The sequence below is a fragment of the Agrilactobacillus composti DSM 18527 = JCM 14202 genome, assembly GCF_001436375.1.
Classification (GTDB): Bacteria; Bacillota; Bacilli; order Lactobacillales; family Lactobacillaceae; genus Agrilactobacillus; species Agrilactobacillus composti.
In genome coordinates, this window is the sequence record NZ_AZGA01000078.1 from 1 (window position 1) to 25,240 (window position 25,240).

Consider the following 25,240-nt stretch of genomic DNA (forward strand, 5'->3'; position numbering starts at 1 on the left):
ATCACACCAGAGAAATTTTTGTTTTTCTCTGGTGCTCTCTAAAGGGATAGTATCAGGTTAGTATTTCTGGATTCAGATTTATTAAAAATACTATTGATCAAGCTAGTATTCAGGCGAGTGGTAAAGCGGCATCGCAAATTATGGTATTTTCTAATGTAAGCTCCGTTGGGCCCGGCCGGCATAACCTAGTTATTGGCGGGGTGACCCTTACGACTGCTGCTTGGCAGTCATTATTTTTTGAACTGCTATTTATTTTAATAATTGTTGGTATTGCTGCGATAATCATCGCTTACCGACATGTTCCAAAGGCTTCGTCCCGACAACAGGATAAACAACCAGCTGTCGTCAATCATAATAAAGAAGCTGTTCCTAGTGCTTATATCCCACAGACTTTAGCAACAAAATTTAATTATGGGGTACTTTTTAAACAGCAATGCTATTTCTTGTTAAAGTCGGCCTCGCCTATTGCGGTCGTGGGTTTGCTAATTGCTTGGGTTGTGGCGTTTATCGTTCCCGCCACAGTTGCGATGCCATATTTATTGCCGCTAGTTTTCTTAATGGGCCTGACAATTTTTGTGAATTTAGGTAGTGTTATCAGGACCCCAGGAATGGAAGATTGGTTAGCGACGATTTTTAAAGCGCAGAGCCATATTCGAATAATCACGTCGATTTGTGGTTGTCTATTTGCAATTATTTTAGTCTTGCCATTTGTCAGCAAGCAGCCGCAAACAGCAGGGGTGTTAGTTGTATTTGGTATTGTTGTCGCGTTATTTTCACAATTAACCAATACGTGGACCAAAAACCCGCGGCTTTTAACCGTCAGCAGTATTTTATTTTGGTTTATTTATGTGAATGGCGTGACCGTTTTACTGCCGGTGGATCAGGCGAATAACATCGCCAGTTTGATTTATGGCCTATTAGCGCTGATGTTGCTTGCACTGCTATATCTACCACAGGTATTCAATCAGCGCCGAACAGCACGTAGCTAACTTAGATAAATCTGAGCCGAAATTTTAGATAAACAAGTAATGGGACAGAGCGCCAGCTTTTTTAGCGCTCTGTTTGTATTTTCCTGTACTTTTTGAGCGTTAACAGGGATAATAACCACTATGATTAGTGCTTAAAAATATAATTAGTGCTTAAAGGAGTGGCCAAATCTATTGAAAGCCATTGATAAAATCTATAGAACCTTAAACCAAGATTACGCCGATCAAAAGTTAACTACCCAGCAAGTGGCCGATATTGCGGGCTTAACCCGGGGCGTGGTCAGTGCTTATTTGTCCCAGCTCCATAGTGCCGGCAAGTTGGTAAAAAGTGGCACCCGACCGGTTTATTGGCAGGTCAAAGCCCCCCGGACTGCCTTTGACCAGGTGATTGGGGCAAAGGGGAGTTTGCAAGCCATTACCGACCGTTGTTTGGAGGCTATTGTGTATCCCCCTAGTGGGTTTCCTTTATTGATCACGGGGCCCAGTGGGGTAGGGAAAAGCTTTTTTGCCAATATTATTTTTGAAGAAGCCAAGCGCCTAGGGGTGATTGGTCCCCAAGCTAAGTTTGTGGTGTTGAATGCGGCGGACTATGCTAATAATCCGGAGTTATTATCTTCGATTTTATTTGGCTATAAGAAAGGCGCTTTTACCGGGGCCTTGAGCGATAAAACCGGTTTGATTGATCAGGCAGATCAGGGGTATTTATTCTTAGACGAAGTCCACCGCCTGCCCCAATCCAGCCAAGAAAAATTATTTTCCCTCCTGGATACAGGCCAATTTTACCCTTTAGGTGAAACCAGCCAACCCCGTAAAGCCAACGTGCGCTTTATTTTTGCCACCACGGAAAAAGTAGAGGACACGCTCTTAAAAACCTTACTGCGGCGTATTCCCCTGCAAGTGACCATCCCCACCTTCATTGAAAGGCCCTTATCTGAACGGCTAGCCATCGTGGTCCATGCCTTTGAACAAGAAGCAGTGCGGGTTCAGCGGCCTTATCAAGTGGCCATCGCCACTTTATTGCAGTTGATTCGAGTGGACAAGCCTGGCAATGTGGGGGCGGTGCAAAATGACGTGAAACTGTTATGTGCGGCGGCCTATACCGCCCAGGGCAACGCACCAGTGATTCCGGTGAATGTGGTGGATGACGCCAATATTTTGATTCAACCAAAAGCGGGGTATACTTCTGAACAGTTAAATAACATTATTAGCCAAGTGATTGACAAGCATGCTGCCTTGACGGCCCTAAAAGCCAAATTAAGCCAATCCTTAGCGGCCAATGAATCAGTCACCGAACAGAGTCTACTGGTCCGCAAGGCCGTGAAAACTATTGAACCCGTGGTGGAGCCGCAATTAGTGGTCACGATCCAAAGCCGGCTGAAAAAAGCTTATCAGGCTACGCTGGCCAGTCGCTATGGCATCAAATTGCCCGAAGATGACGATTTTTGGTATGTCTGTGCTTTAACGTTGCTGGTGATTGAGCTGAGTCAAAGTAATGCGCCAGGGCAAGACCAAACCTTGACCAAGGCTATTCATAAACGTTTTCCCCGCAGTTTATACCTGTTCCAGCAATTTAGTGCAGCCTTGTTTGAACAGCCTGATCAAGAGCTGAATAATTTATTATTCTTCCCCTTATTGGCAACTTGGGTGGACAAAATCGAAGGAATTCAGTTTAATGGGATTTTACTGGCCCATGGCCAAAGCACTGCCGCTAGCATTCAAGGCGTAGTGAACAATCTTTGTGGCAATTATTTATTCAGCGCTTTGGACATGTCGGTGGATGTTTCTGTGAAGGATATCAGCCGTCAAGTCCAGCAATACCTGGCCAGTCAAAGCGCCAGTGCCAAGGGGACCATAGTGTTGTTTGACATGGGGTCTTTGCGGCAGATGTTCACAGAGATCCGCGATGTATCCGACCAAGAATTGATGGTGGTGAACAACTTGACCACAGCCATGGCCTTAGATATCGGGCTGCGCATCCAGCGTAATGACAGCTTTGAAAGCATCGCCAAGGCTTCCTTGAAGTTTGGCGAGACCACGGATACCCAGTATTATGAAGGTCTATCCAATCAAAAAAATGTCATTGTCTCCTGTATGTCTGGGGTGGGACTGTCAGAAGAAATCAAAAAGATGATGACCGCCACCCTTTCTGGGAAGCTGGAGATCACCACCGAGGACTATAAAGATCTCAATATGATTTTAGAAAATAACGACCAGCGCTTTTTTAATAACACGCAATTTGTCATTACCACCACGGATATTAAAAGTGATTTGAACATCGATGTGATCAATATCTATGACATCATGGAAAAGCCCGGTTATCAGTGTCTGGAGCACTTGCTTATGGCCGCTGGGGAATCGAAAAAGAGTGTTAAAAATTTGATGGACCAAATGCTGCGCTTCTTTAGCATCGAAGGGGTCAAAGACCGGCTGCAATTCATGAACCCGGATATTGTTATCGGTGAGGTTCAAAAAATTACCGACCGTTACCAGGATTATTATGGCATTGAATTAGACGGGAAAATCAAGTTGAACCTGTACATGCATTTATCCTTGATGATCGAGCGGATGATTCTAACCTCCCGGACGGGCCAAGGGGCAGCTTATCAGCCTCAAAGTGATAAGGAACGGGAATTTTATTCCGTGTCCCGGAGTATTTTTAAAGGGGTGGAGATGAAGTACAACATTAAAATTGAAGATTACGAAATCTCGTTGATGTATCAACTCCTAAAACCTTATATTTAATATGGGTAGTGCTTAATCTCGATTAAGCACTATTTTTTTGCCCCGATAAACCCCGGTATGATGCATTTGGCACGCTTCTTGCTTATAGATAAGTGTAAACCCAAGAAGGAGTGACAAATTATGAGACGTTTCATCGTTGCCTCACATGGTGACTTGGCAAAGGGGATGGCCAGTACCATCGACTTATTTGCTCGAGATCAAAAGAATATAACGTATATTTCAGCTTATGCCAAAGGAGATTTAGATTTAGACCAGCAATTAGACGCTGCTTTAGCCACGATTCAAACGGAGGATACAGCCATTATTTTCACCGATATTAAAGGCGGCAGTGTGAATCAAAAAATTGCGGTGAAAGTCATGGACCGGGCCAATATTTTTGTAATTGCCGGTTTCAATTTACCCATGATCATGGAAGCCATTTTGGCAACAACGCCCATTGATCAAGCTTACGTGACTAAGTTGATCACCGTGGGGCAACAGGCGATCGAACAAGTTAAAGTCGCCGCCCCAGATCCAAAACTCAATGATGATGATTCTTTTTTAAACTAGGAGGAAATTAAAATGATTAAAGCTTTACGTGTTGACGAACGTTTAATTCATGGCCAAATCGCCATGGTCTGGTCCCGGGAACTCACATTAGATGGCATCGTGGTGGCCAATGATGCCACGGCGCAAAATGAAACCCAACAAATGGCCTTGAAGATGGCTGTACCCAGTGGTATCAAAGTGATCATCAAATCTACAGATGACGCCATCAAATTGCTGCAAGATCCCCGGGCTGATAAAATGAAACTCTTTGTGTTAGTGCGGACCATTGAAGATGCTTTGAAACTAGCCCAAGCCTTGCCAAACATTGATTACGTTAACATTGGCAATGTGGGCAAAGCTGTTGAAGCTAAGAAAACGACTTTATCACAATTTGTCATGCTGACCGATGCTGAAATTACGGCTTTGAAGGCTTTGGTTAAAATCTATCCAGAAACAGCGCTACAAAATTTGCCAAGTGATAAAAAGGAATTGGCCAGTGATTTAATTCAAAAGATGGGCCTTTAAGCTAGGGGGAAACGTATATGTACGAAGCATTTGCCGTGGCAATTGTGGTCTTCTTAACCGTTGGGGGCCAGGAATTGCTAGGATTGACCATGTTGGGCCGACCCATCGTGGTGGGACCATTAATTGGGCTATTATTAGGGGATTTACCCACGGGCTTAACCATTGGGGCCTCTCTAGAAACTATTTTCATGGGTATTGTCAATATCGGTGGCGCTAGTGCCGCTGAACCGGGTTTGGCCTCAGCGTTAGCCGTAGCTTTTGCCATTAACATGCACGGCGGGTTAGGGGTGGCTTTACCCTTAGCGATTCCATTAGGGATTATCGGGTTACAAATTAAAACTTTATTGTATGTTGCCGTGGTTGGGCCTTTTGCCAGCCGCTTTGACACTTTGGCAGCTGAAGGCAATGAAAAAGGCATCGTCCGGTTGCACTTTGGTTTGTGGGGGTTGCAGTGGTTTTTATATGCTTTGATCCCATTCTTTGCTATGTTAGTGGGCTCCAGTGCCACGCAAGCCGCTTTGAAATTGATTCCAGCCGTGATTGTCCATGGTTTAACCGTTGCCGGTAATGTCTTACCGGCTGTGGGGATGGCCATGTTGATGAAAATTCTGTGGGACAAAAATATTTCGGTATTTTATTTCTTGGGCTTTTTGATCGTAGCTTACTTCAAGATTCCACTGATTGCCGTAGCCGTCATGGGCGTGATCATTGCCATCTTGATTGCCCAACGAGATTTTCAGATTCATCAATTACAAGCTAAACCTGCTGCAGCAAGTGCCGTGGACCACAGTGGTGAATCGAAATCACAACAAGAAGACGACGATTTCTTCGGTTAGGAGTATAAAATTATGTCAAAAATCACTGCTAAATTAAGTGCAGAAGAGAAGAAAATGTTGCGTCAAACTTATTGGCGTTCCTTTACCTTGTATTCCGCCGTTACCCCTGCCAAGCAAGGGGCTTCCGGTTTTGAATACTCAATGATGCCTTGGATCAATCATTTTTATAAAAACGCCGCTGACAAAAAAGATGCGTTAGTGCGGCACATGGCTTACTTTAATACCAACTTAGCCATGTCGCCATTTATCATGGGGGTCACCGCTTCCATGGAAAAACAAAATAGCGAAAAGGCCGACTTCAACGCGGAGTCCATCAACGCCATCAAAACCAGTTTGATGGGACCTTTGGCCGGGATCGGGGACTCCATTTTCTGGGGTGTCCTGCGGGTCATTGCCGGGGGGATTGCCATTAGTTTAGCCAAAAGCGGCAATTTCCTAGCCCCAATTATTTTTCTACTGATTTTCAACATCCCCGTACAGTTGGTGCGGTGGTACGGCGGTCAATTGGGTTATACCTTAGGATCCAGTTACATCAGTGACCTGTATGAAAAGGGCCTGATCAATATCATGACCAAAGCCGCCAGTATTGTGGGGCTAATGATGGTAGGGGCCATGACCAGCAGTATGGTCAAACTCTCCGTGAAGTGGAATATGGTCATGGGTGGCAAGACGATTTTGAAAACCCAGGACATGTTAAACCAAATTTTCATCGGGATCTTGCCTTTGGGCATTACTTTGCTATGTTTCTGGCTATTGCGTAAGAAGAATGTCTCGATCAACTGGTTGATTTTAGGTACCTTAGTGATTGCGATTTTACTGGCCTTAGTCGGTATCGTTTAGGAGGTAATATAGTTTGACGAAACAATGGTGGCAAAACGCCGTGATTTATCAAATCTATCCCAAGAGTTTCTTAGACACTAATGGGGATGGGATTGGTGATTTACCCGGTATCATTAAAAAGTTAGATTATCTCAAGGATTTAGGGGTAGACGCCCTGTGGCTCAGTCCCATTTATCAATCTCCCCAAGTGGACAATGGGTACGACATCAGTGATTATCGCCGGATTGACCCGATGTTTGGCACCAACGCTGATTTTCAAACCCTGATTGACCAGGCTCATCGCCGGGGGATCAAAATCATCATGGATCTAGTGGCCAACCATACGTCGGATCAGGCTGCTTGGTTTCAGGCATCCCAAAAATCCCGGGATAATTATTTCAGTGATTTCTACATTTGGCGGGACCCTAAACCTGATGGCTCTGAACCTAATAACTGGGGGTCTAACTTCGGGGGCTCCGCTTGGACCTATGTCCCAGCCCGCCAGCAGTATTACTTGCACTATTATGCCCCCGGTCAGCCAGATTTGAATTGGGAGAATCCTTTGGTACGTCAGGGGATTTATGACATCATGCGCTATTGGAAAGCCCACGGGGTGGACGGCTGGCGCATGGATGTGATCACGTCTATTTCTAAAGACCAAAACTTCCCGGATAATCCCAATCCCCATGGTTTAAAGTATGTAGTGGCTAATCAAAACGATGGTCCCCGGATGCACGAATTTATCCAGGAGATGCACCAAGAAGTCTTAAAACCCTTCCAAATGATGAGCGTGGGGGAGTCTCCTGATGCTAAAAGCCAGGATGCCCGGTTATTGGTGGACCCTAGCCGAGAAGAATTGGATATGATTTTTACCTTCGAGCACATGCATGTGGACCGCCAACCTGGGGATGTAAATGGCCGCTGGGCCGTGGCACCTTTAGATGTGGTGGCTTTAAAGCATATCTTGGCCAACTGGCAAAATGCTTTGCGGGATCATGGTTGGAATGCCCTGTATTTTGAAAATCATGACCGGGCCCGGACCCCATCCCGCTGGGGGGATGCCAAACATTTCCGCTATGAATCCACTACGGCCTTTGCCACGATCTTGCATGGTCTGCAAGGGACCCCGTTCATTTACCAAGGGGAAGAAATTGGCATGACCAATCCGGACTTTGAGCTGAAGGACTATGAAGATATTGAACTAAAGACCAATTATCAAAAATTGGTGCAAGATAATCACAGCATTAGCGCCGCCGACTTTTTAAAGGCTGCTCGGCAAATCAGCCGGGACAACGCCCGGACGCCGATGCAGTGGAACGCTACATCGCAAGCCGGCTTTACCACGGGTAGACCTTGGTTTACGGTGAATCCCGATTATCTTAAGGTAAACGTGGCTGCTGATCAACAAGCAGCCCAGTCTGTATCCCGCTATTACAAGGCTTTAATTCACCTGCGCCATACCCAGGCCATTCTAACAGATGGCAGCTTTGACTTACTGTTGCCTAAGGACCCCCATTTGTTCGTCTACCAACGACAATTGGCGGGAAAAACCTGGTTGATTGCGGCTAATTTATCCACAACCGACCAGGACTTGGCGTTATTAAAAGATTGGCGCCAAGCTAAAGTGATTTTGAATAACTATTCTGACTTTGAAGTGGCTACGACATTACGGCCTTACGAAGCGGTTATTTTAGAAAAAGAATCCTAATATATTCGAAAAACGCCCTGCAGCTGTGACTGTAGGGCGTTTTGACGTCATATGGTTTTGTTATCTGATGTTTTCGATGTTTCAAGTTTTAAGCACAGGCTCAATAGACAAACTGTCACGACTAAGATCAAAGTGACCAACCAACTGAGTTTGATACCCAGGCTTAAGTGACCAGCAGCTAAATTTAAGATAGTGGAACCGATAGCAGTGCCGCTAGCAATGGCAATATTTTGAGCCATGCGCTGTAAGGCGCCGATGCTACCTTGGGTTTGTTGGGAACCGACTTGCATGATGGCTGCGATATTAGCGGGCTGAAAGTAGCCGCCCCCAATCCCGTAGACTAACAATAAACCTGTAGTGATTAGCGCGGGCCATTGTTGATTCATGAACGTTAAGCCCACTAATGCTAGGGCAATGATACCCAGTCCCAGCAAACTGAAGCGGTTATTTTGAGTGCCATCATTTTGATTACTGGAAATTCTGGAGAATAACACTAACCCAACTGGTGCGCCTAATACCAGTAAGCCAGTTAAACCAACGTTTAGATGCAGTAATTTTTCAAAAATGAATGGCGGTAGGAGAAAAATCATTGCCGAAGCAAAGCCGAAGACCACGGTTTGACTTAAATAAAGCCAACTTTTTGGCGTATGGTTCAATGCTTTAAAATTGATTAACGCGTTTTTGTGGCGCAATTCAAAGTGGTAAAACAAGAAACTGATGATTAGACCCACAATGACCAAACTTAGCCCGGTCTTTAAGTACGTGCGATTACCTAAGAGTGAAAAACCAGATAATAAACTAATGACCATCAAGGCAGTAATAAGCGCGCCTACGCCATCAAAGGTAAGCTTGTGATAATTTTCTGATATACTTTTCAACAAAAGGGCATTGCAAATGATACCAATAATCGCGAAGGAAACGTTGATCCAAAAAATAAAACGCCACATATTGAAAGCCAAGAAAAAGCCACCAATAGATGGGCCTAAGACAGGGCCTAGCCCAATCATGATGCCTAAGATGCCCAAAGCACTGGGCACATATTGGCGGTCAATGAGGGTGGTAATTAAGGCCGCCGAAGTTGCCTGTAGCGCGGCAGCACCAATACCTTGTAAAACTCGAAATCCAATCAGCGCTTCAATGCTGTTAGCGGCGCCACAAAGGATGGAACCAAGTCCAAAAATAACTAGGCCGATTAGAGAAATTTTTAATTTACCGAAGCGATCACTGAGATAACCAAAGGGCAAAATAAAAATAGCCAAGCTCATGGTATAACCAATGACGCTAAGGGCTGTGATACTGGTGGTGGCGTGAAATTGATGTTGTAAGAAAGGCAGTGCCACATTGATGATACCCGTGTCTAAAGTTGATAGCAGCATACCCATCCCCGCAATCAAAGTAATGAAACTGTTCCGTGTTTTGGTGTTCATAAAATATCTTGGCATCTCCTTTAATCTAACTGACGTCAATGATAAAATATGATTGAGCAACATTCAAACGATTCAAGAATTTTGAAATCAAAGGAGATCAGTACGTGACGATTACGATAGATTTTGGCGCCTATACCTTGCAAAATAACGAGACTTTAACCCAACGGGTCCAGTTTATCTATTCCCCCTTAAATGAATTATTTCGTAGTCTACATGTTCTATTAAATCCGCGGCACCACGGGATGAATATCGAGTGGGCGCTAGAAGCCAAACAAAAACTGCCGAATGAGTTTTTCAATGACTTGCATTATTTCAGTTTATTTTATGAATTAGGGGTCCCATCAATATTATTTGATAACTTTGAAAACTTGGCATCAGATTTGGACACCGAGATACAGCAATTAAAAGTTTATTTAGCATCTGTAGACTCAAAAATTATTGGTGCAAGTTTACAAAAGGTTGCCAATGACCGGGAGAATCAATATATTCCTGAATTAGCCAAGGGCTTAGAGTGGCAAGGGTTTAATTTAGCTCAAAGTGGTAATTTGCTAAAGGACTTAGCCCAGGCACCAGCTCAAGTTTACCAGCACTTATTTGCATTTTTGACAGTTTATCGGCAACAGGTCTTTGACCAAACTTGGCAGGAAAAGGGACTGGCTACTTTTTTACGCAATGAAATTAGACAACAATCTGAATATTTACGCCAGAATGGCTTTGTTGGGTTAATTAACCATTTACAAGTAGATCGAATGCATTGGCAGCAAAATCAACTGGTGGTAACAAAACCCTTTACTGAAAAGATTCAATTATCAGATCAAGATGCCATCTTACTAATACCCAGCTATTTTATCTGGCCCCATCTATTTGTGAACCAATTTAAATATGGGGTAGTCATCAACTATGATGCCTTAGATAAACTCAAGGCTAGAATTAGTCCAGATAAATTAGCCGTCATTTTTAAAGCGTTGAGTGATACCGTTCGCTTAAAAATGATGAAATATCTAGCTGACCAGCCCTATACTACCCAAGCATTGGGGCAAATTCTGACAATGAGTGATTCCACTGTGTCGCATCACCTTAAATTGCTAAAAGAAGCCCAACTAGTAATGACTGTGAAAAAAGGTAAATTTGTATTGTATGAACCTACTAGTTTGATCAATGAGTTAATGCCAGGATTTTATACTTATTTGACGTCAGAAACATAGTTTGCTAAATAAATAACGACCTGTCAGCGTAATTAATGTGACAGGTCGTTATTTATATACTTAATCAATTAATTGATAATGTTTCAAGCCTTCCACCACTCCAAATTCGGAGGTGGCCACATAACTGGCTAATTGCTTCAGCGCCGGTGTGGCCACGGCCATGGCGATGCCATGATCCACCCGGGCGAACATGGATAAATCGTTGTTTTGATCCCCAAAAGCATAGGTGGGGACATGCAACAAATCATGTTCAGCCAATAAGCGGTCAATGCCATGGGCCTTTGAGACTTGTTCTGGCAAAACGTCCACGGCAAAGGGGGCGTAACGGACAATCTCTAGCTTATCTTTGAAGGCCTGGGTATAAAGACCTTCTTGGTCAGCATTGACGTAAATGTTTAAGAAATTCGTATGGTTATGCCGATAAAACAGCGGATCGATTTCACAAGGTGCCAGCTGCATTTGATCAATATGAGCCCGGGTACGCGGATTGAATCCGGTGACGGCACAACGTTGTTGGTTAAAGAAACCCACATCATGGTGGTGGATTTTGGCCAGGGCCAGCAGTTCTTCGATGGTGGCCACTGGGAATTGGGAGTCCTGCAAGACTTTGCCTTGATAGACGATATAACAGCCATTGGCTAAAATATAAGATTCGACTTGCAGCTGTTCTAACAAGGGTTTTACCTCATACAAGCTACGCCCTGTGGCAATCACCGGTAAAATTCCCCGGTCTTTAAAGCTATGAAATATGGGCACGATCCCCGGCGCGGGGACTAAATCATGATTCGGACATAATGTGCCATCTAAATCGAAGAAAAGTACTTTTTTAATTGTCATCTGGGTTACCTCCGCGATGCTTATCTTGTTTGCCAAGGTACAGGTGCAAGATTAAATAAAAGGTCACCAGAAAGAAAGCCGCCAAAACCACAATGGATACCCAAGCGCTGAACAGGAGGCTGAGGAACAATAAAATCCCGGTGATCACCATGGTGTAGCCCATGGCCCGGCTGTATTTGGTCCAATCGGCCGCTGTCCGCTTGCCCCAGCCAATATGGGAATAGCGTTGCTGGCTGTAAGGGACAGTGGGCAGGTAATTCCCCAGCATGATAAACATTAAAGCCACCAACGCCACCACGATGCGGCGTATATCCACCGGCAGCCCCAGGTTGTAACCTAAGGTGGCAAAGTAGGCCACGTAGGTCACCAGGGGGATGACGCTAAACAAAATGGGTTCCATCTTAGGCGCTGCTTCCGCATGTTTGAGGCTAAAGCGGTAAATACCCGTGAGCAACAGTTGCAATAACGCCATGAGAATTGGCAGGCCAAAGACCACGAAGGCCCTGTTGGCAAAAGCGTCGGCACTGCCATGGAAGTTAAAATGAGTGGCCACTTGGGCGGGTAACGTGGGGTAAACCAGCCAGCCCACCACAATTGGTAAAAGAGTCACCAGCGTCGTGAGCCAAGTTAAGCGTCTTAAGTTACGTTTCATGTCGTTTGCCTCCCACATCATAGAGCCAGCTTAAAATATCTTCGAAAACACTGGCGTTTAAATTATAATAAATAAAATTTTTGTCCTTGGTTTCACTGATCAATTCCGCTTGTTTCAACAATTTCAGGTGATACGAAATTGTGGCCTTGGTCAATTCAAAGTTTTGGGCAATTTCCCCAGCCGTCTTGGGACCACTTTTTAACTGCTCCAAGATTTGCCGGCGAATGGGATCGGCTAAGGCTTTCATGGCCGTGGATAAACCCATGGGCTTGACCTCCTATTTAGATATATCTCTAAATAGATTATCTAAGTTTGGCCATTAGAAGTCAAGACCTATTTAGATAAATTTCTAAATAGCAGCCTTACAAAAAGCCATCTACCTTGAAGGAAGATGACTTTTTTAAAAAGTAGGTTATTTATCAGCGGTTTTTTGTTTCAGTAATTCTTTTACCGCTGGAATTTGTCCTAAGGTATCAATGGCTTGGTTCGGCATAACCACGGTGTTAGCTTGACCAGTGGCCAATTTCTCCAAGGCCTCAATATTCTTATATTGCAAGTAAACTGGGGCGTTGTCCTTTAAGGCTTCGTTTAAGAAGTTGATTTGATCTCTGGAGGCTTGGGCGATTAACCGTTGACTCTCGGCCCGACCTTGGGCTTGGAGGATTTGCGTTTGTTTGCCACCTTCGGCTTCCAGGATGTCAGCTTGCTTTTGCCCTTCGGCTTTAGCGATGGCGGCTTGTTTCAAACCTTCTGCTTGGGTAATATTGGCTTCTTTTTCCCGGGAAGCCCGCAGGAGTTTGTTCATGGATTCTTGAATATCTTGATCCACTTCAACGGAGTCAATGTTGACCCGGTCCACGTTCAACCCATAACCCGCGGTGACGCCGCTTAATTGATCAAACAGGTTGTGGTTGACGGTTTCAGTGCCATTTAAGACTTCGTTTAAGTCCATATTCCCGATAATACCCCGCAATTGAGCCCGGGTATCCTGGACCATACTGGTGACAGAATCCTTATTCTTGTAGACAAAGGCATTGACATCGGTGATGTGATATTTCAAGGTTTCGGAGACTTTTACCACAACGTTATCTTTAGTGATAACTTCTTGTTCGGCAATTTTCATGGGGATCTGTTTTAAGTTCACCACTTGGGTGATGCGATAAATGATGGGCATGACCACATGAAAACCCGGTTCTAACGTTTTAACATAAACCCCTAAACGTTCCACGATCCCAACTTCACCAGTATGGATAATGGCAAAAGACGAGAAGATGATGAATAAGACTAATAAGGCCACAATGGCCACGATAATCCAAGTTACAATAGACATGATAAAACCTCCTAACTAATAAGTTAATTCTGATGCGAATTTGCGGACCAACAAGTACAACGGGGTCACGGCAATAACTTCCAGCACATCGCCAACTTCAGCGTGGCCTTGTATGTGATAGTGATAAAGCACGCCAAAGAAACTGACGGTACCTTTCACTTTGTTGCTGCGATTAACAAATTTTTCACCAATTAAGCGTTCATCGAGCATGTGACCACCTCCTAGGGTGTAGCCTATTTGAAATGTTGGTGGCCGTAATAAACGGGAATCCCCAGCGCAGTCACGCCTAAACCAATGAAGGCTAAACCCGGTTGGGTGATCAACGTGGAGATCACGATAAAACTGCCGCCGATAATAGCGATGATGGGAATCACGGGATAAAACAAAACTTTATAAGGCCGTTCTAATTCAGGGTGGCGCTTTCTTAAAATGAAGACGGCCACAAATAACAGCACACTAAAGGCCCAAATAACTAAGACCAACATGTCTGTTAACGTATCAAAACTTCCTAAGAACATCATAACAATAACTACCGCTAATTGGAAGATAGCCGCATTCATTGGGACTTTGGTATGTTTGGTTAATTTTTGAAACCACTTGGAAGCGGGCAAAAGGTTGTCCACTCCTAAGGCGTAAGGGACCCGGGCGCCGGTCATGGTGTAGCCATTGATGGCCCCATAGACCGAAATTAAAATCCCGATGGTGACCAAACGGCCACCAAAGCCGCCAAATATTTGTAAAGCGGCGTCACTGGCGGCGTTTAGGTTACCGGCTAAGTGAATAATGGGCAGGGTCCTTAAGAAGACGTAGTTCACCAATAAATAGACGACGGTGACAAAGGTCAATCCCAAAATAATGGCTCGGGGCAAGTCTTTGGCGGGGTGTTTCAATTCCCCAGCCACATTGCCCACGCTGAGCCAGCCATCGTAGGCGAACATGGTGGCTAATAATCCCCCAGAAAAAGCGGTGGTGAAGTTGTGACCAATGCCCGCTTGCACCGGCAATAGCCGGAAAGTGATAGGGTGATTGTACCTGAGGCCAAAGATAATGATGATGGCAATGGGGATGAGTTTCACCACTAAGGTGATGGACTGCATGACCCCGCCTACTTTAGAACCGAGTAGATTTATGGCCGATAAGGAAGTGGCACAGGCGATAGCCACGGGAATAATGAGGTGGTTGGGGAGGTCAAAAAGGTTCACGAACTGGGTGGCAAAAATGATGGCTAACGCCGCGATATTGGCGGGGAAATAGATTAAGGACTGGGCCCAGCCTAACAAAAAGGCGGGTAGCTTGCCATAGGTGTATTCAATATATTTCACAGGACCGCCGGTTTTGGGGATGGCTGCAGCTAATTCGGCCACGGTAAGACCCCCAGCAATGGTCAACAGACCGGCAATCAAATAAACAAATAAGGTGAGACTGGCGCTGCCAGTGGTTTGGGCCACATTGGCGATTTTGAAGAAGACCCCGCCGCCAATGACGATGCCCATGACGGTGGAAATGGCTGAGAAAAAGCCAATTTCTTTTTTTAATTTTTCCGGTTGCATCTAAACAAAAATCCTTCCTAGTTCAAGCTGATGACGCAAAACAATAGGGTTGGCGACTAAGGCGCCAACCCTTGAAAATAATATCAGTATATAATTTCCAAAATAACTGCATAAATCCTGGTACAATGATATGATAATGACTAGTTCTTATCGCTGATTTCATAGGTCTCGCCGCTGGATTCATCATAGATTTTAGCGGGATGAAAATCCTGGGCGAAAATCTTGAGTTGAAAGCCATAATGATCCAAAAACGTGAGTAAATCTGAACTTAAGCCGATAATGTGCCCATCCAATAGTTTGCCATCGATGACGATCTTTAACTGTTCATTGATCACCATGTGATGTTCCTTCTTCGTATGGGGGTCCACAAAGGCCCATTTGCCCTGGAAAATGGTTGAGAAGTCCGGTTCTACATTTTCAACAACCTTGGCATGTCGTTTAATTTTACGTCTTTGACTCCGATCGTTTAACCAGCGAATGCTATGTTTGAATAAATCTGCCATGGCGCCTGCTCCCCCCTCTGCTTTAAATATAGCACTTGGGCAAATGGAAACTCAATATCTTTGATTAAAATATATCAATAAATGTTTTTTAGGAGGGTTTTGAATGTTAAAAATTGGTTTAATTGGTACAAATTGGCTCACCAAACAATTTGTGGCGGCGATCCGGACCATCGACTATTATCAATTGACAGCTTTGTATTCTAGAAAACTAACTCGGGCTCAAGAATTTGGTGTTGAAATTGAGCAAGAGCTGGCGTATTTTGATGATTTAACGGCTTTCTTAGCTTCGGATTTAGACGTGATTTATATTGCAACGCCAAACAGTTTGCACTTCCAACAGGTCAAATCGGCTTTAGAAGCTGGCAAACATGTGATTGTGGAGAAACCGGCTTTTGATAATCCACAACAGATGCAAACTATCCAAGAAGTGTTGCAAGCCCATCCCGGCCAATACTTATTTGAAGCCGCCCGCCATATCCACGAACCTAATTTCCAAGCGGTGACCCAAGCTATTGCTGAGTTTGACCACCAAGATGGGGCTGTATTGACCTACATGAAGTATTCCTCAAAATTTGACGCTTTCTTAAAGGGTGACACTCCCAACATCTTTACCAAAGAATTCGCTGGCGGGGCCCTGCAGGACCTGGGGGTTTACTTGGTTTATGATGCGGTGAGCTGGTTTGGTGTCCCAGAAAAGGTCCAATATACCCCCACATTATTACGCACCGGTATCGATGGCCGGGGGACGGCAGTGTTAACCTATCCGGATTTTCAAGTGACCTTGAATACTGGCAAAAACGTCCAGTCCCATTTGGTGTCTGAGATTTATTCTGGCAAACAAACGCTTACCATCGACAATGCCGGGGAATTTAATCAAGTCACTTTGACCAAAGCCCCTGGGGTTCAACCTATTGTCTTGAGTCAACAACCGGATACTAACCCTATGATCCACGAAGCGCAGGCCTTTGGTGACATCATCAACAATCACGATCAGGCGCGTTTTGAACGCTTAAATAGTTTGAGTATTAATGTAAACCATGTATTATATAATTTACGACGGTCTGCGGGCATTGTTTTTCCAGCAGATGAAGATGGAAGGAAATAAATAATTTAATGAATGCTATTTTAGAAACAGCTTGGCAGCAAGCCGGGTTTGAAACACCCACGGAAATTCAAAGTAAAACCTTTGATTTACTGGCAGACGGCCAGTCCGTTTTAGGCCTTGCCCCCACCGGCACGGGTAAAACCTTGGCCTTTAGTTTGCCCATTTTACAAAACATGCAGGCTAACGCCGGCTTACAATTAATCATCTTAGTATCTTCTCAAGAATTGGCCCATCAAATGCAAGCTGCGTTGCAGCCCTTTGTCAAAGCCTTAGGTATGAGCCAAGTAGTGGTCACGGGTAATACCAATGTGAAGCGCCAAATGGAACGCCTGAAGGCTAAACCGGATTTGGTCATTGCCACCGTGGGCCGGTTGATGGAATTGTTGAATAAGGGCAAGATCAAGATCAAGCCGTTAAAAGCCGTGATTTTAGATGAAGCCGATGCCTTGTTATTTGAAAACGGGGCTGATAAGCTACAGATGGTTTTTGACCATTTGCCTAAGCCGCTGCAAGTGGGCTTCTTTGGGGCCACCACTTCCCGGGCCGTCACCGACTTTGCCACTGCCAATCATATCGACTTCACCACCGTGGATACCCGGCAAAAGCTAGTGAAGACCCAAAAGACCGAGCACTTATTCCTGCGGGCTAATAACAATGCCAAAAATGTAATTTTAAAGGAACTCAGCCGCCAAAAGAGCTTTTATGGCATGGTTTTCTTTAGACAAAAGAATCAATTGATCAAAGTAGCCCATATCATGGCTGATTGGCATGTGCCAGTGGCTATCTTAGATGGCCGTAAAGACTCGATTCAGCGCCAGCACGCGCTGCAGAGTTTCCGCCAGCATAAAATCAATTTGCTGTTAGCCACGGATGTGGCGGCCCGGGGGTTAGATATTGATAATTTAACTACCGTGGTGAATTATGATATTCCCGAAACCGAAACGGCTTATATCCACCGTAGCGGCCGAACCGGGCGGATGTATAAACAAGGCCAGGTTTTAACCCTAGGTAATGATCATGACCAACGGGACCTGCAAAAGTTATTAGGGACCGAAGTGGCTTTGAAGTTGGTTTATTTAGTGGATGGTCAATTGACCCAAGAGCGGCCAAGTCATCGGGAATTTAAGACCACCACTGGTCAATCCAGCCGCCAAGCCCCAGGTAGTGGGCATAGCAGCCGTCGGACCAGTGAAGCTTTGAAGCAAAGTAAGAAGAAACAAGCATCCCGGGTTAAAAATCGTAAGAACAAAGGCAAGCCTAAACGTGGGTAAATGTTGTATAATTAAATTAAATTCCCAAGGCAAATGTTTTGGGGGTATAAATGTGAAAATGGGGCGTTAAATATTGAGTGCTGAACCACAACAAAGTCATAACTATAGCTATCAAGAAGCTGTTATGAGTCTGCTAGTTAATGGGGGAAATGCTAAAAGCAGTGCAATGGCAGCCATCACAGCTGCAAAATCAAATGACTTTGAAACTGCTAAAGCCAAATTGGCTGAAGCGGATAAGTATCTAAAAGAAGCGCATGACCAAGAAACAGCGTTGCTAACAGCTGAAGCCAGTGGTGAGGAAGTAGATATTAGTCTATTAATGATCCATGGCCAAGACCATCTAATGACGGCCATTACATTTCGGGATTTAGCGCAAGAAATTGTTGATTTGTATCAACGCTTAGCCAAAGATGATAAGTAAGTCCTAGTCTTAAGCAGTCAGTTTGGAGTGATATGTATGGAACTGAAGCAAGTATTGAAAATTCCCGCAACGTTTTTTTACAGCATGATCATCAATCCGGTGCTTTATGATGCCAGCCGCTATACGGGCCATCGTGTCCGCGTTGACCAATTACAGGGTATGCAATATACGCGTAAAACTTCAGAGAATAATGATGATAAGATTACCATTACCAAAGTCATTCCAAACCGTAATTACACGTATACCTCAGAAATTGGCTCAGCCAAGACCGCTGTTAGTTATGTTTTAAAACCCATTGATGCTGAAAGTTTTCAGCTGATTTATTCTGAAAAGACAGCGGCCACTTCTTTATGGGACCGCAGCAAAGAAAAGGTACGTCAATTTATGTCCGATAATCTGCGCAAGCGCAACTTGCGCCGGATCTGGAATCAAATTGAGGAATCCTATTAAGTTTGACTTTACAATGCAAATTCCAAATGGCAGAATAAGATAGGTATCTGCCATTTTTATATGTCTCCGTGGCTCAGTAGGATAGAGCAACCGCCTCCTAAGCGGTAGGTCGCCAGTTCGATTCTGGCCGGGGACAATTAAAGGGTTTTCGGGGATTTCCGAGAACCGTAAAAACCAGCTTTGAAGCATTGATGGACTTGTTAAATCAATGTTTCGAGGCTGGTTTATTTTTTTATTTTCCTAAATAAAAGCTTTAAATGGTAATTGAATCTTAAGCATTAAGGTTTTGGATTGCATAATCCGCTTCTTCGGCCGTAAACTGTTCAAAAGACGTTAATTGATCCCGAATAGCTTCAGGGGACATGGACATAGTTGATTGGTAACTTTTAGCCTTTGCAAGAGCGTTGGCGTTATAATCAACTGCCAAGTTATCAACGGCATATTGTGCAGCTTCCGGTGAGAACTGCTCAAACTCAGAAATCAGCTGGTCATGAATATCCTGTTTGGACATGTGCATAGTCTTGGAATAACTAGCCGCTTTTACAAGGGCTGTTTTATAATCAGTAGGCACATCGGCTTCCTGGGTTGTTGTTTGAGATTCATCGGAAGTTGTTTCAGCTTTTGCAGCTTCTAAGTAAGAATTGATATTTGTAAAGCCATGTTTTACCGCCCACTCATTGTAGTCTTTGATAGACTTGGTGTCATCACCGGCGAAATAACCATTTGATATATTTTTTGCAGCCTGGAAGAAAGAAGCTATCTGTTCATCTTCCACGTTATAAGATTTAGCCGAATTTAAATAATTTCTGGCAATTGCAATGTAGCTTTTTAAATCCTTGTTTAAGTCTTTCTCATTCTTGTTCTTAGAAAGTTTGGTCTCCTCGCTGTTCAATGTTTTAAGGCCCTTCTTAGCTTGAGAAATAACTTTCGAACTACTGCCGTTAGCGCTATTAAATATTTGGAGATTTCCCATTACAGTGTTGCTGATTCTGTTAAACGAAGCCTCAAGTTGACTCTTAGACATGTTAGCCTCACTACTTGAGCAGCTGATCAACAGCATCGGAAAGACGAGTAGTAACAATAAACCCAATAAGTTTCGTTTTTTCATTTTGCTCCTCCAATATGGTAAAATATTATTGATCAGTATTTCCCAAGCGGAGATACATACCCTCAATCTGTTTGCGCAGGTTGGGGGCTTTTTTTTTAACTATTTGCTTGCTTGAAATTTTTTAAGCTGGTTAGATATAATGCACCACCAATAATGGCAAGAATGCCACCAGCCCAGCCGAGGAAGGGAATCAGCGCAACGGCACCACCAACGATGAGCAAGACATGAGCAGCTGTTTTCACTAATTCGGTACTTCGATAGAAAACAATTGCTGTGATCCCCAGAATAAGAATAGCTAGTTTTACAATATTCAGAAAGATGGTTACTCCAGCGGTATTTGCGGTTCCAGACTCGACATCATTCATTGCAGAGCCAAGCATAAGCATAGGTCCAAAAATGAGAATAATACCGCCAACTAATCCAACTATCCCGTTAGTTAGTGCAAGATTCTTTGACTTCATATATACACCTCCAAAATAATCAGCTTTTAAGGTCTTCAGTTATTGGACACCAACTTAAATAGATTACGTGTTCTATTGCCAATTTAATTTAAATTAGTGAAAAGTAAGCGCTTACTTTATATATTATAGTATCTTTAGAAAAATGATACTACTGAATATTTAAACTGCTGGTATGGCTGCATTTAAGGCTAACAATCAGTTTAGTACCGTTTATAGATCCTTTAGCATCGGCCTTAAGTTCAGGGTCAAAGTTATTTCAGGAACTGCTAAAATGAATGTAATGCAGGTGTTTTGAAGCTGTACTTGTCTACTTTCAAAATAGAAGTGATAAATCATCTTGGGCTTAAGATAATAAAAATCAGCGGTAAAACATTAACACATACGTCTTTCATGTTTTACTGCTGGTTTATTTTTTGATTTAAGTTTAATAAGAAATAGCTCGGAAATTTTGAGTCTGCCAATTGCTGACAAAATCAGCAATTGAGACAGTGGCAGCACTATTGCTCCAGCAGTCTAAGTAAGTAACGTCAGTGGCAGTGTAGCCGGTAACCACCACGGCATGATAAGGAAAGCCATGTAGTGTTTGCCAAGCCACCACGGGGTGTTTGCGAATACCGATTTGATAGCGGATAGCGTCAAAGGACATCCCCGTCATATCAATGGCATTACCGGCGTATTTTTGCACCAGACCCATTAAAGCCGGTGGGAAAATCGTCACGCCAGAAGCATCCCAAGGGTCGCCCACATAACCTTGGTTAGGGTCAGAGGAGCGAGGCATTTCATGGGCCAGGGCGACTTTGTCCACATCAGCGCCGGCATAGCGCAACATCATGGTGACGGCGGTAATTTCACAGCCATTGGGTAATTCTGGCAGTTGGGCAATCAACGGCACGCCGGTCAATGACGCGGTTTCCGGATAAATTGCGCCGGTGGTGATGCCACCGTTAGCGCTGACCCACTGGTCGCCGCCCACTTGATACCAAAGAGAACCATCGTCAGCCACCGCTTGCCGAGTAACTTGCCATTGGCTGCCAAAAGGTAGTTCTTTGACTTGGGTGCGGCCAGCTTGGTAACTGTTATAAACGCTGGCCCCTTGTTGGCTGTTGACGGTGATGGTCATCACCGCGTTATCGAAATGATCGGGGGCTGGATTGAGGCTGTCAGTCATGGTGACCCATTGATTATCACCGATTTGATACCAGGTGGCCCCGTTGACTTGGGCCGTTTTGGTCACTACCCAAGTTGAGCCCATGGCCAAGGTACGGCCAGTACTTTGGCGACTAGCATCGTAGCCCGTGTACAGCATTGTCGGCTGGGCCAGGGTGATGTCTTGATAAACTGCCGGGTTAAAGCTAGCGGCCTGGGTGATCCACATATTGGCCCCGACTTCATACCAAGTATCACCATTGACTGTTTGCTGGGCGCCAACCGCCCAGTCGGATTCAGCCGGTAAATCCCGCTGGGTTTTAGTACTCGCATCTCCAGGGGAGCCATAGATGGTGGCCGCTTGGGTCAAGTGAATGGGGGCAAAAGTTGAAGTTGGATTAAATTGCGGGTCTTCGGTGACCCATTGATTAGGTCCTACCTGATACCAAGTTGTCTTCCCCAAAGTTTCAGTTGCGGCAATTTGCCACTGGGTCCCAGCGGCCAACGTCCGGTCGGTCGCGGTAGGGGCATTGCCGTAACCTTGATATAAAGTGGTACTTTGGTCTAAGGTAAGGACACCATTGGCCACAGCGGCCTGGGCTTTGACATTCGGGCCACTACTGAGGGCCAAGAGGGCGGCCCCTAATAAGGGTAAACTGAGCCAGCTTTTTTTCTGCATCGCATTCTCCCACTGTAAAAATATTTTTGTTTTCTTTTCGATTGTTTCATCATATCATAGGATTACGAATAAATTTATTTTTTTTTGGCGGAGGGAGAAGAAAATGAAAAAAATAGGCAAATGTTTTATTTGGACCGCGCTGGCTCTGACCACCACGGCACTATTAGCCCCGGCACCCCTGGTCCAGGGGGCGCAAGGGCCTCAAGCTAGCTTAACCACCGATCCGGCCAGCACTGGGGAAAAACTCCCGGATCGATTTGTCATCGGGTTACAACGGGACACCCAGCTTTATAATGGGCCAGGGCGGGCGGCCACTGACCGGACGTTACCGGCAGGATCTTTGTGGCTGGCCACTTATAAAGCTATTAGTGGGGGCGAAGCCTGGTATGAAATTGGGGCTGATCAATGGGTCAAGGCCAAAGACGTGGGGGAATTGCCCCATAGTGCCAAGACGCCTGCAGACTTCACGGTGACGTTAAACAGTGACGTGCCCTTATGGATCGGGTTTCAATATCAATTTACCGGCCGTTGGCTACCAAAAGGTTCCCAATGGCGGGTCAGTGGCACCGGGACAACCACCGATGGCCAATTATGGTATGAGTTAGCTGACAATCAATGGATCAATGCCAATGAGGCCACCGCCCAATCGACTTATCAAAATCCCAGCCAATATTGGCAAATCAGCGCCACACAAATTAAACCCCAAGGCACGGTTGGCTACAACCTAGGCTTGGGGTCTGAAGGTATCAAAACTTGGTTCACCCTGTGGTGGCTGGGCATGGACCGGTCCTATGCTAGTTTGAATCAAACGGCCATTAATAAAATCAAATATTTCCAACAACAGTGGGGCTTACCGGTCACTGGGGAAGTGGATGTGAACTTTTGGACCCACATGGGCTTTAAACAAAGCGATTGGTATGACATCGATAGCTACGTGGCCCCATTGAAGACCAACGCCAACAGTGCCCGGGCGGACCATATCGAAGCCATGATTGCCACGGCCTATGCATATATGGGCAAACCCTATATCGTTGGGGCTTCTTCAGCCCCTTATTATGGCACGGATTGTAGTGGTTTGGTGATGCAGGCCTTATATAGCAGTGGTATCAACCCTTTGCCATCTTCAGCCATTCGCCATGCCCAACCAGGTTTTGAATGGGAATCCCGCAATCTTTGGGACAATCCGCAACTGCTGAAAGTTCCTTATGCAGAACGCCAGCGGGGCGACCTGATTTTTTATCGCGATCCCAGCAGCGGTTTGATCTGGCACGTGGCCATTTACCTGGGAGATAACCAAGTCATTGAATCCTGGCCGCCACAAATCATGGTCCAACCGGTGGAAAATTGGCAGCGTTCTTGGGTTGCCGGGGTTGGTCGGCCCTTTATTTAAGTTAGTGGCGTAACCCATGTCCAGACCAGCTTAACTATTAGTCTAGACTATTTGTAATCATTGAGCCGTTGCATGGCATAGGTCACTTCTGAAGGGGTAAACTTTTCACCCTCAGCTGATAATAAGTGGGCGCGAATTTCTTCCGGGGCCATGGCCAGGGCAGTTTGGGAGTATTTGGCAGCTGCTAAGGCATTGGCGTTGTAGTCAGCCTCTAGATTGGCTAGGGCATATTGCGCCGCTTGGGGCGTATAGTGGTCTCCGTCTACGGCGGTCAATTCATCATAAATTCCTTGCTTAGATTTGTGCAGGACCCGGGAATAAGTGGCTGCTTTGAAAAGCGCCGTCTTGTACTCGGCGGGCACTGCATTTGACTGGGCATTGGCCAGTGGCGTTGCTTTGGCAGCCGTTATGGCGGTATCTGGATCGTTTGCCTGGAGATAAGTGGTCATATCGGCCATGTTGTTGGTGTGGGCCCAGTTATTGTAGGCTTTGATGGCCTGGGGGTTGTCGCCGGCAAAGTGATCCCTTGCTATTTGGTTGGTGGTTTGGAAAAAAGCGGTGACCTGTTGGGCTTTAACATTTTTGGTTTGAACTGAATTCAGGTAATCTCGACTAACGGCCGCATAATTTTGCAGGGCCTTGGTCAGGTCTGGTTCACGATGATTGTTGTTCAATTTGGCTTCTTCGGCGTTTAAGCGGTTAATTCCTTTCTTTGCTTGGGTAACCATTTTGGCATGACTGTAATCAGCGCTGTTTGTTAGTTTAAGATTGCTAATGACGGTGCTGCTGATGTTATTGAATGATGTTTCAAGTTGATCTTTAGACATGGCTTGACTGCTGGCACAACTCAACAAGACGACCGGAAAGATAAGTAACAAGACTAAACTTAATAAATGTCGCTTTTTCATTTTTACGCCTCCAATATGGTAGAATAAGATTGTGTTGTATTTCCCATTTGGGATACTTAGCCCCATTTCGTTCCCGCGAAATGGGGTTTTGTTATGGCATAATGGCTAGATACAAGGCAAACGTATTATACTTCTCATGAGACAAAAAATAGGCGCTCAGTCCAAAGGCAGGGCGTCGGGACATATTAGCTACATCACAATAATTTTGGTAAGCGCTTACTAATTCTATTATAACGTCTTTGTAGGTGGGATACCATGACGATTATGTATGCCATTCATTAAATAACTCAGGATCCAAGACTTTAATAGAATTGTGCGGAAGTCCTTTGGTTTTAACCAGGGGATGGATAGCACTAACTTTCGTAGAAAGTTAACCCGCCATCGTATAGACTGCGGTGCGGATCTCAGCAACGTTCCAATTATTTTGGTGCCGGATCACTTTGAGTTTGCTTAGATTGACCTGTTTATATTTTGGGTTGATAGTCAAATAGTGGTTGCCCCCATCTTTCACATAACAAGTCGTTTTGCCGCTGAACCCACTGATATTCCCCTTTTGTCCGTCAGGTAATTGCACATAGTCATTAAGATAAAAGCTGTTTGAAAATTTCGTGTTTTTAGCATTACGTTTACTCGTAATATTGGGTACTTTACGG

Annotated in this window: 25 protein-coding genes, 1 tRNA gene and 1 pseudogene; 14 read left to right on the forward strand and 13 right to left on the reverse strand. The window is 44.8% G+C overall.

Annotated features, from left to right (window positions below; genetic code table 11):
* The first annotated feature begins 140 nt into the window (after positions 1-140).
* The 7 genes from FC83_RS13145 to FC83_RS13175 all read left to right on the forward strand — a co-directional run bounded on the left by FC83_RS13145 (position 141) and on the right by FC83_RS13175 (position 8,144).
* Positions 141-989, forward strand: coding sequence for a hypothetical protein (locus FC83_RS13145; protein WP_057002865.1), 849 nt, complete (start codon positions 141-143; stop codon positions 987-989).
* 171 nt (positions 990-1,160) lie between these two features.
* On the forward strand, positions 1,161-3,728 hold the full coding sequence (locus tag FC83_RS13150) for a sigma 54-interacting transcriptional regulator (RefSeq protein WP_057002866.1): 2,568 nt from the start codon (positions 1,161-1,163) through the stop codon (positions 3,726-3,728).
* Between the two features lie 120 nt (positions 3,729-3,848).
* On the forward strand, positions 3,849-4,277 hold the full coding sequence (locus FC83_RS13155) for a PTS sugar transporter subunit IIA (protein ID WP_035453462.1): 429 nt from the start codon (positions 3,849-3,851) through the stop codon (positions 4,275-4,277).
* A gap of 12 nt (positions 4,278-4,289) precedes the next feature.
* Positions 4,290-4,781, forward strand: a complete 492-nt coding sequence (locus FC83_RS13160) for a PTS sugar transporter subunit IIB (protein WP_035453463.1) — start codon at positions 4,290-4,292, stop codon at positions 4,779-4,781.
* Between the two features lie 17 nt (positions 4,782-4,798).
* Positions 4,799-5,617, forward strand: coding sequence for a PTS mannose/fructose/sorbose/N-acetylgalactosamine transporter subunit IIC (locus FC83_RS13165; protein WP_035453465.1), 819 nt, complete (start codon positions 4,799-4,801; stop codon positions 5,615-5,617).
* A gap of 12 nt (positions 5,618-5,629) precedes the next feature.
* Positions 5,630-6,457: a PTS system mannose/fructose/sorbose family transporter subunit IID gene (locus FC83_RS13170; protein ID WP_035453466.1), complete on the forward strand. Its 828-nt coding sequence runs from the start codon at positions 5,630-5,632 to the stop codon at positions 6,455-6,457.
* 13 nt (positions 6,458-6,470) lie between these two features.
* On the forward strand, positions 6,471-8,144 hold the full coding sequence (locus FC83_RS13175; RefSeq protein ID WP_035453468.1) for a glycoside hydrolase family 13 protein: 1,674 nt from the start codon (positions 6,471-6,473) through the stop codon (positions 8,142-8,144).
* A 47-nt stretch (positions 8,145-8,191) separates the two neighbouring features.
* Here FC83_RS13175 and FC83_RS13180 read toward each other — a convergent pair whose 3' ends face one another.
* The gene (locus tag FC83_RS13180; RefSeq protein WP_057002867.1) at positions 8,192-9,571 is read right to left on the reverse strand and encodes an MFS transporter; all 1,380 of its coding nucleotides are present in this window, start codon (positions 9,569-9,571) and stop codon (positions 8,192-8,194) included.
* A gap of 104 nt (positions 9,572-9,675) precedes the next feature.
* Here FC83_RS13180 and FC83_RS13185 point away from each other — a divergent pair, with 104 nt between their 5' ends.
* Entirely contained in the window at positions 9,676-10,776 is a 1,101-nt protein-coding gene (locus FC83_RS13185; RefSeq protein WP_035453470.1) for an ArsR/SmtB family transcription factor, read from the forward strand.
* Positions 10,777-10,836: 60 nt separating this feature from the next.
* On the opposite strand, the gene FC83_RS13190 is transcribed toward FC83_RS13185, so the two are convergent.
* The 7 genes from FC83_RS13190 to FC83_RS13220 all read right to left on the reverse strand — a co-directional run bounded on the left by FC83_RS13190 (position 10,837) and on the right by FC83_RS13220 (position 15,648).
* On the reverse strand, positions 10,837-11,613 hold the full coding sequence (locus FC83_RS13190) for a Cof-type HAD-IIB family hydrolase (RefSeq protein WP_035453472.1): 777 nt from the start codon (positions 11,611-11,613) through the stop codon (positions 10,837-10,839).
* Positions 11,603-12,265: a DUF1648 domain-containing protein gene (locus tag FC83_RS13195; protein WP_052004714.1), complete on the reverse strand. Its 663-nt coding sequence runs from the start codon at positions 12,263-12,265 to the stop codon at positions 11,603-11,605. Before FC83_RS13195 ends, FC83_RS13190 begins: the two co-directional genes overlap by 11 nt.
* Positions 12,255-12,530 carry an autorepressor SdpR family transcription factor gene (locus tag FC83_RS13200; RefSeq protein WP_035453473.1) on the reverse strand — a complete coding sequence of 92 codons (276 nt, stop codon included), beginning with the start codon at positions 12,528-12,530 and terminating at the stop codon, positions 12,255-12,257. Before FC83_RS13200 ends, FC83_RS13195 begins: the two co-directional genes overlap by 11 nt.
* A gap of 147 nt (positions 12,531-12,677) precedes the next feature.
* Positions 12,678-13,595 carry an SPFH domain-containing protein gene (locus tag FC83_RS13205; protein ID WP_035453474.1) on the reverse strand — a complete coding sequence of 306 codons (918 nt, stop codon included), beginning with the start codon at positions 13,593-13,595 and terminating at the stop codon, positions 12,678-12,680.
* Between the two features lie 15 nt (positions 13,596-13,610).
* Complete coding sequence (locus tag FC83_RS13210) at positions 13,611-13,805, reverse strand: hypothetical protein (RefSeq protein WP_035453476.1); 195 nt, start codon at positions 13,803-13,805, stop codon at positions 13,611-13,613.
* A gap of 23 nt (positions 13,806-13,828) precedes the next feature.
* A complete protein-coding gene (locus FC83_RS13215; protein WP_057002868.1) occupies positions 13,829-15,145 on the reverse strand; it encodes an APC family permease in 1,317 nt (438 codons plus the stop codon).
* 140 nt (positions 15,146-15,285) lie between these two features.
* Positions 15,286-15,648, reverse strand: coding sequence for a DUF4828 domain-containing protein (locus FC83_RS13220; protein ID WP_052004715.1), 363 nt, complete (start codon positions 15,646-15,648; stop codon positions 15,286-15,288).
* A gap of 103 nt (positions 15,649-15,751) precedes the next feature.
* Between FC83_RS13220 and FC83_RS13225 the strand changes: the two genes are divergently transcribed.
* The 5 genes from FC83_RS13225 to FC83_RS13245 all read left to right on the forward strand — a co-directional run bounded on the left by FC83_RS13225 (position 15,752) and on the right by FC83_RS13245 (position 19,031).
* Positions 15,752-16,753, forward strand: a complete 1,002-nt coding sequence (locus FC83_RS13225; RefSeq protein WP_035453478.1) for a Gfo/Idh/MocA family protein — start codon at positions 15,752-15,754, stop codon at positions 16,751-16,753.
* Between the two features lie 8 nt (positions 16,754-16,761).
* Complete coding sequence (locus tag FC83_RS13230; protein WP_057002869.1) at positions 16,762-18,024, forward strand: DEAD/DEAH box helicase; 1,263 nt, start codon at positions 16,762-16,764, stop codon at positions 18,022-18,024.
* Between the two features lie 124 nt (positions 18,025-18,148).
* Entirely contained in the window at positions 18,149-18,445 is a 297-nt protein-coding gene (locus tag FC83_RS13235; RefSeq protein WP_035453528.1) for a PTS lactose/cellobiose transporter subunit IIA, read from the forward strand.
* A gap of 36 nt (positions 18,446-18,481) precedes the next feature.
* Complete coding sequence (locus FC83_RS13240) at positions 18,482-18,895, forward strand: DUF3284 domain-containing protein (protein ID WP_035453480.1); 414 nt, start codon at positions 18,482-18,484, stop codon at positions 18,893-18,895.
* A 62-nt stretch (positions 18,896-18,957) separates the two neighbouring features.
* A tRNA-Arg gene (locus tag FC83_RS13245) sits at positions 18,958-19,031 on the forward strand.
* Positions 19,032-19,166: 135 nt separating this feature from the next.
* Here FC83_RS13245 and FC83_RS16970 read toward each other — a convergent pair.
* The 3 genes from FC83_RS16970 to FC83_RS13260 form a co-directional block, all read right to left on the reverse strand.
* Entirely contained in the window at positions 19,167-20,003 is an 837-nt protein-coding gene (locus FC83_RS16970; protein ID WP_235184302.1) for an Ltp family lipoprotein, read from the reverse strand.
* A 95-nt stretch (positions 20,004-20,098) separates the two neighbouring features.
* Positions 20,099-20,464 carry a hypothetical protein gene (locus FC83_RS13255; protein ID WP_035453482.1) on the reverse strand — a complete coding sequence of 122 codons (366 nt, stop codon included), beginning with the start codon at positions 20,462-20,464 and terminating at the stop codon, positions 20,099-20,101.
* A gap of 424 nt (positions 20,465-20,888) precedes the next feature.
* Complete coding sequence (locus FC83_RS13260; RefSeq protein ID WP_052004723.1) at positions 20,889-22,289, reverse strand: C39 family peptidase; 1,401 nt, start codon at positions 22,287-22,289, stop codon at positions 20,889-20,891.
* A gap of 103 nt (positions 22,290-22,392) precedes the next feature.
* Between FC83_RS13260 and FC83_RS13265 the strand changes: the two genes are divergently transcribed.
* Complete coding sequence (locus FC83_RS13265) at positions 22,393-23,679, forward strand: NlpC/P60 family protein (RefSeq protein ID WP_057002870.1); 1,287 nt, start codon at positions 22,393-22,395, stop codon at positions 23,677-23,679.
* 47 nt (positions 23,680-23,726) lie between these two features.
* Here the strand turns inward: FC83_RS13265 and FC83_RS13270 are convergent, their stop codons facing one another.
* A complete protein-coding gene (locus FC83_RS13270) occupies positions 23,727-24,587 on the reverse strand; it encodes an Ltp family lipoprotein (RefSeq protein WP_057002871.1) in 861 nt (286 codons plus the stop codon).
* Positions 24,588-24,957: 370 nt separating this feature from the next.
* Positions 24,958-25,240 (reverse strand): annotated as a pseudogene (locus tag FC83_RS17495) (RNA-guided endonuclease IscB); the annotation flags it as partial.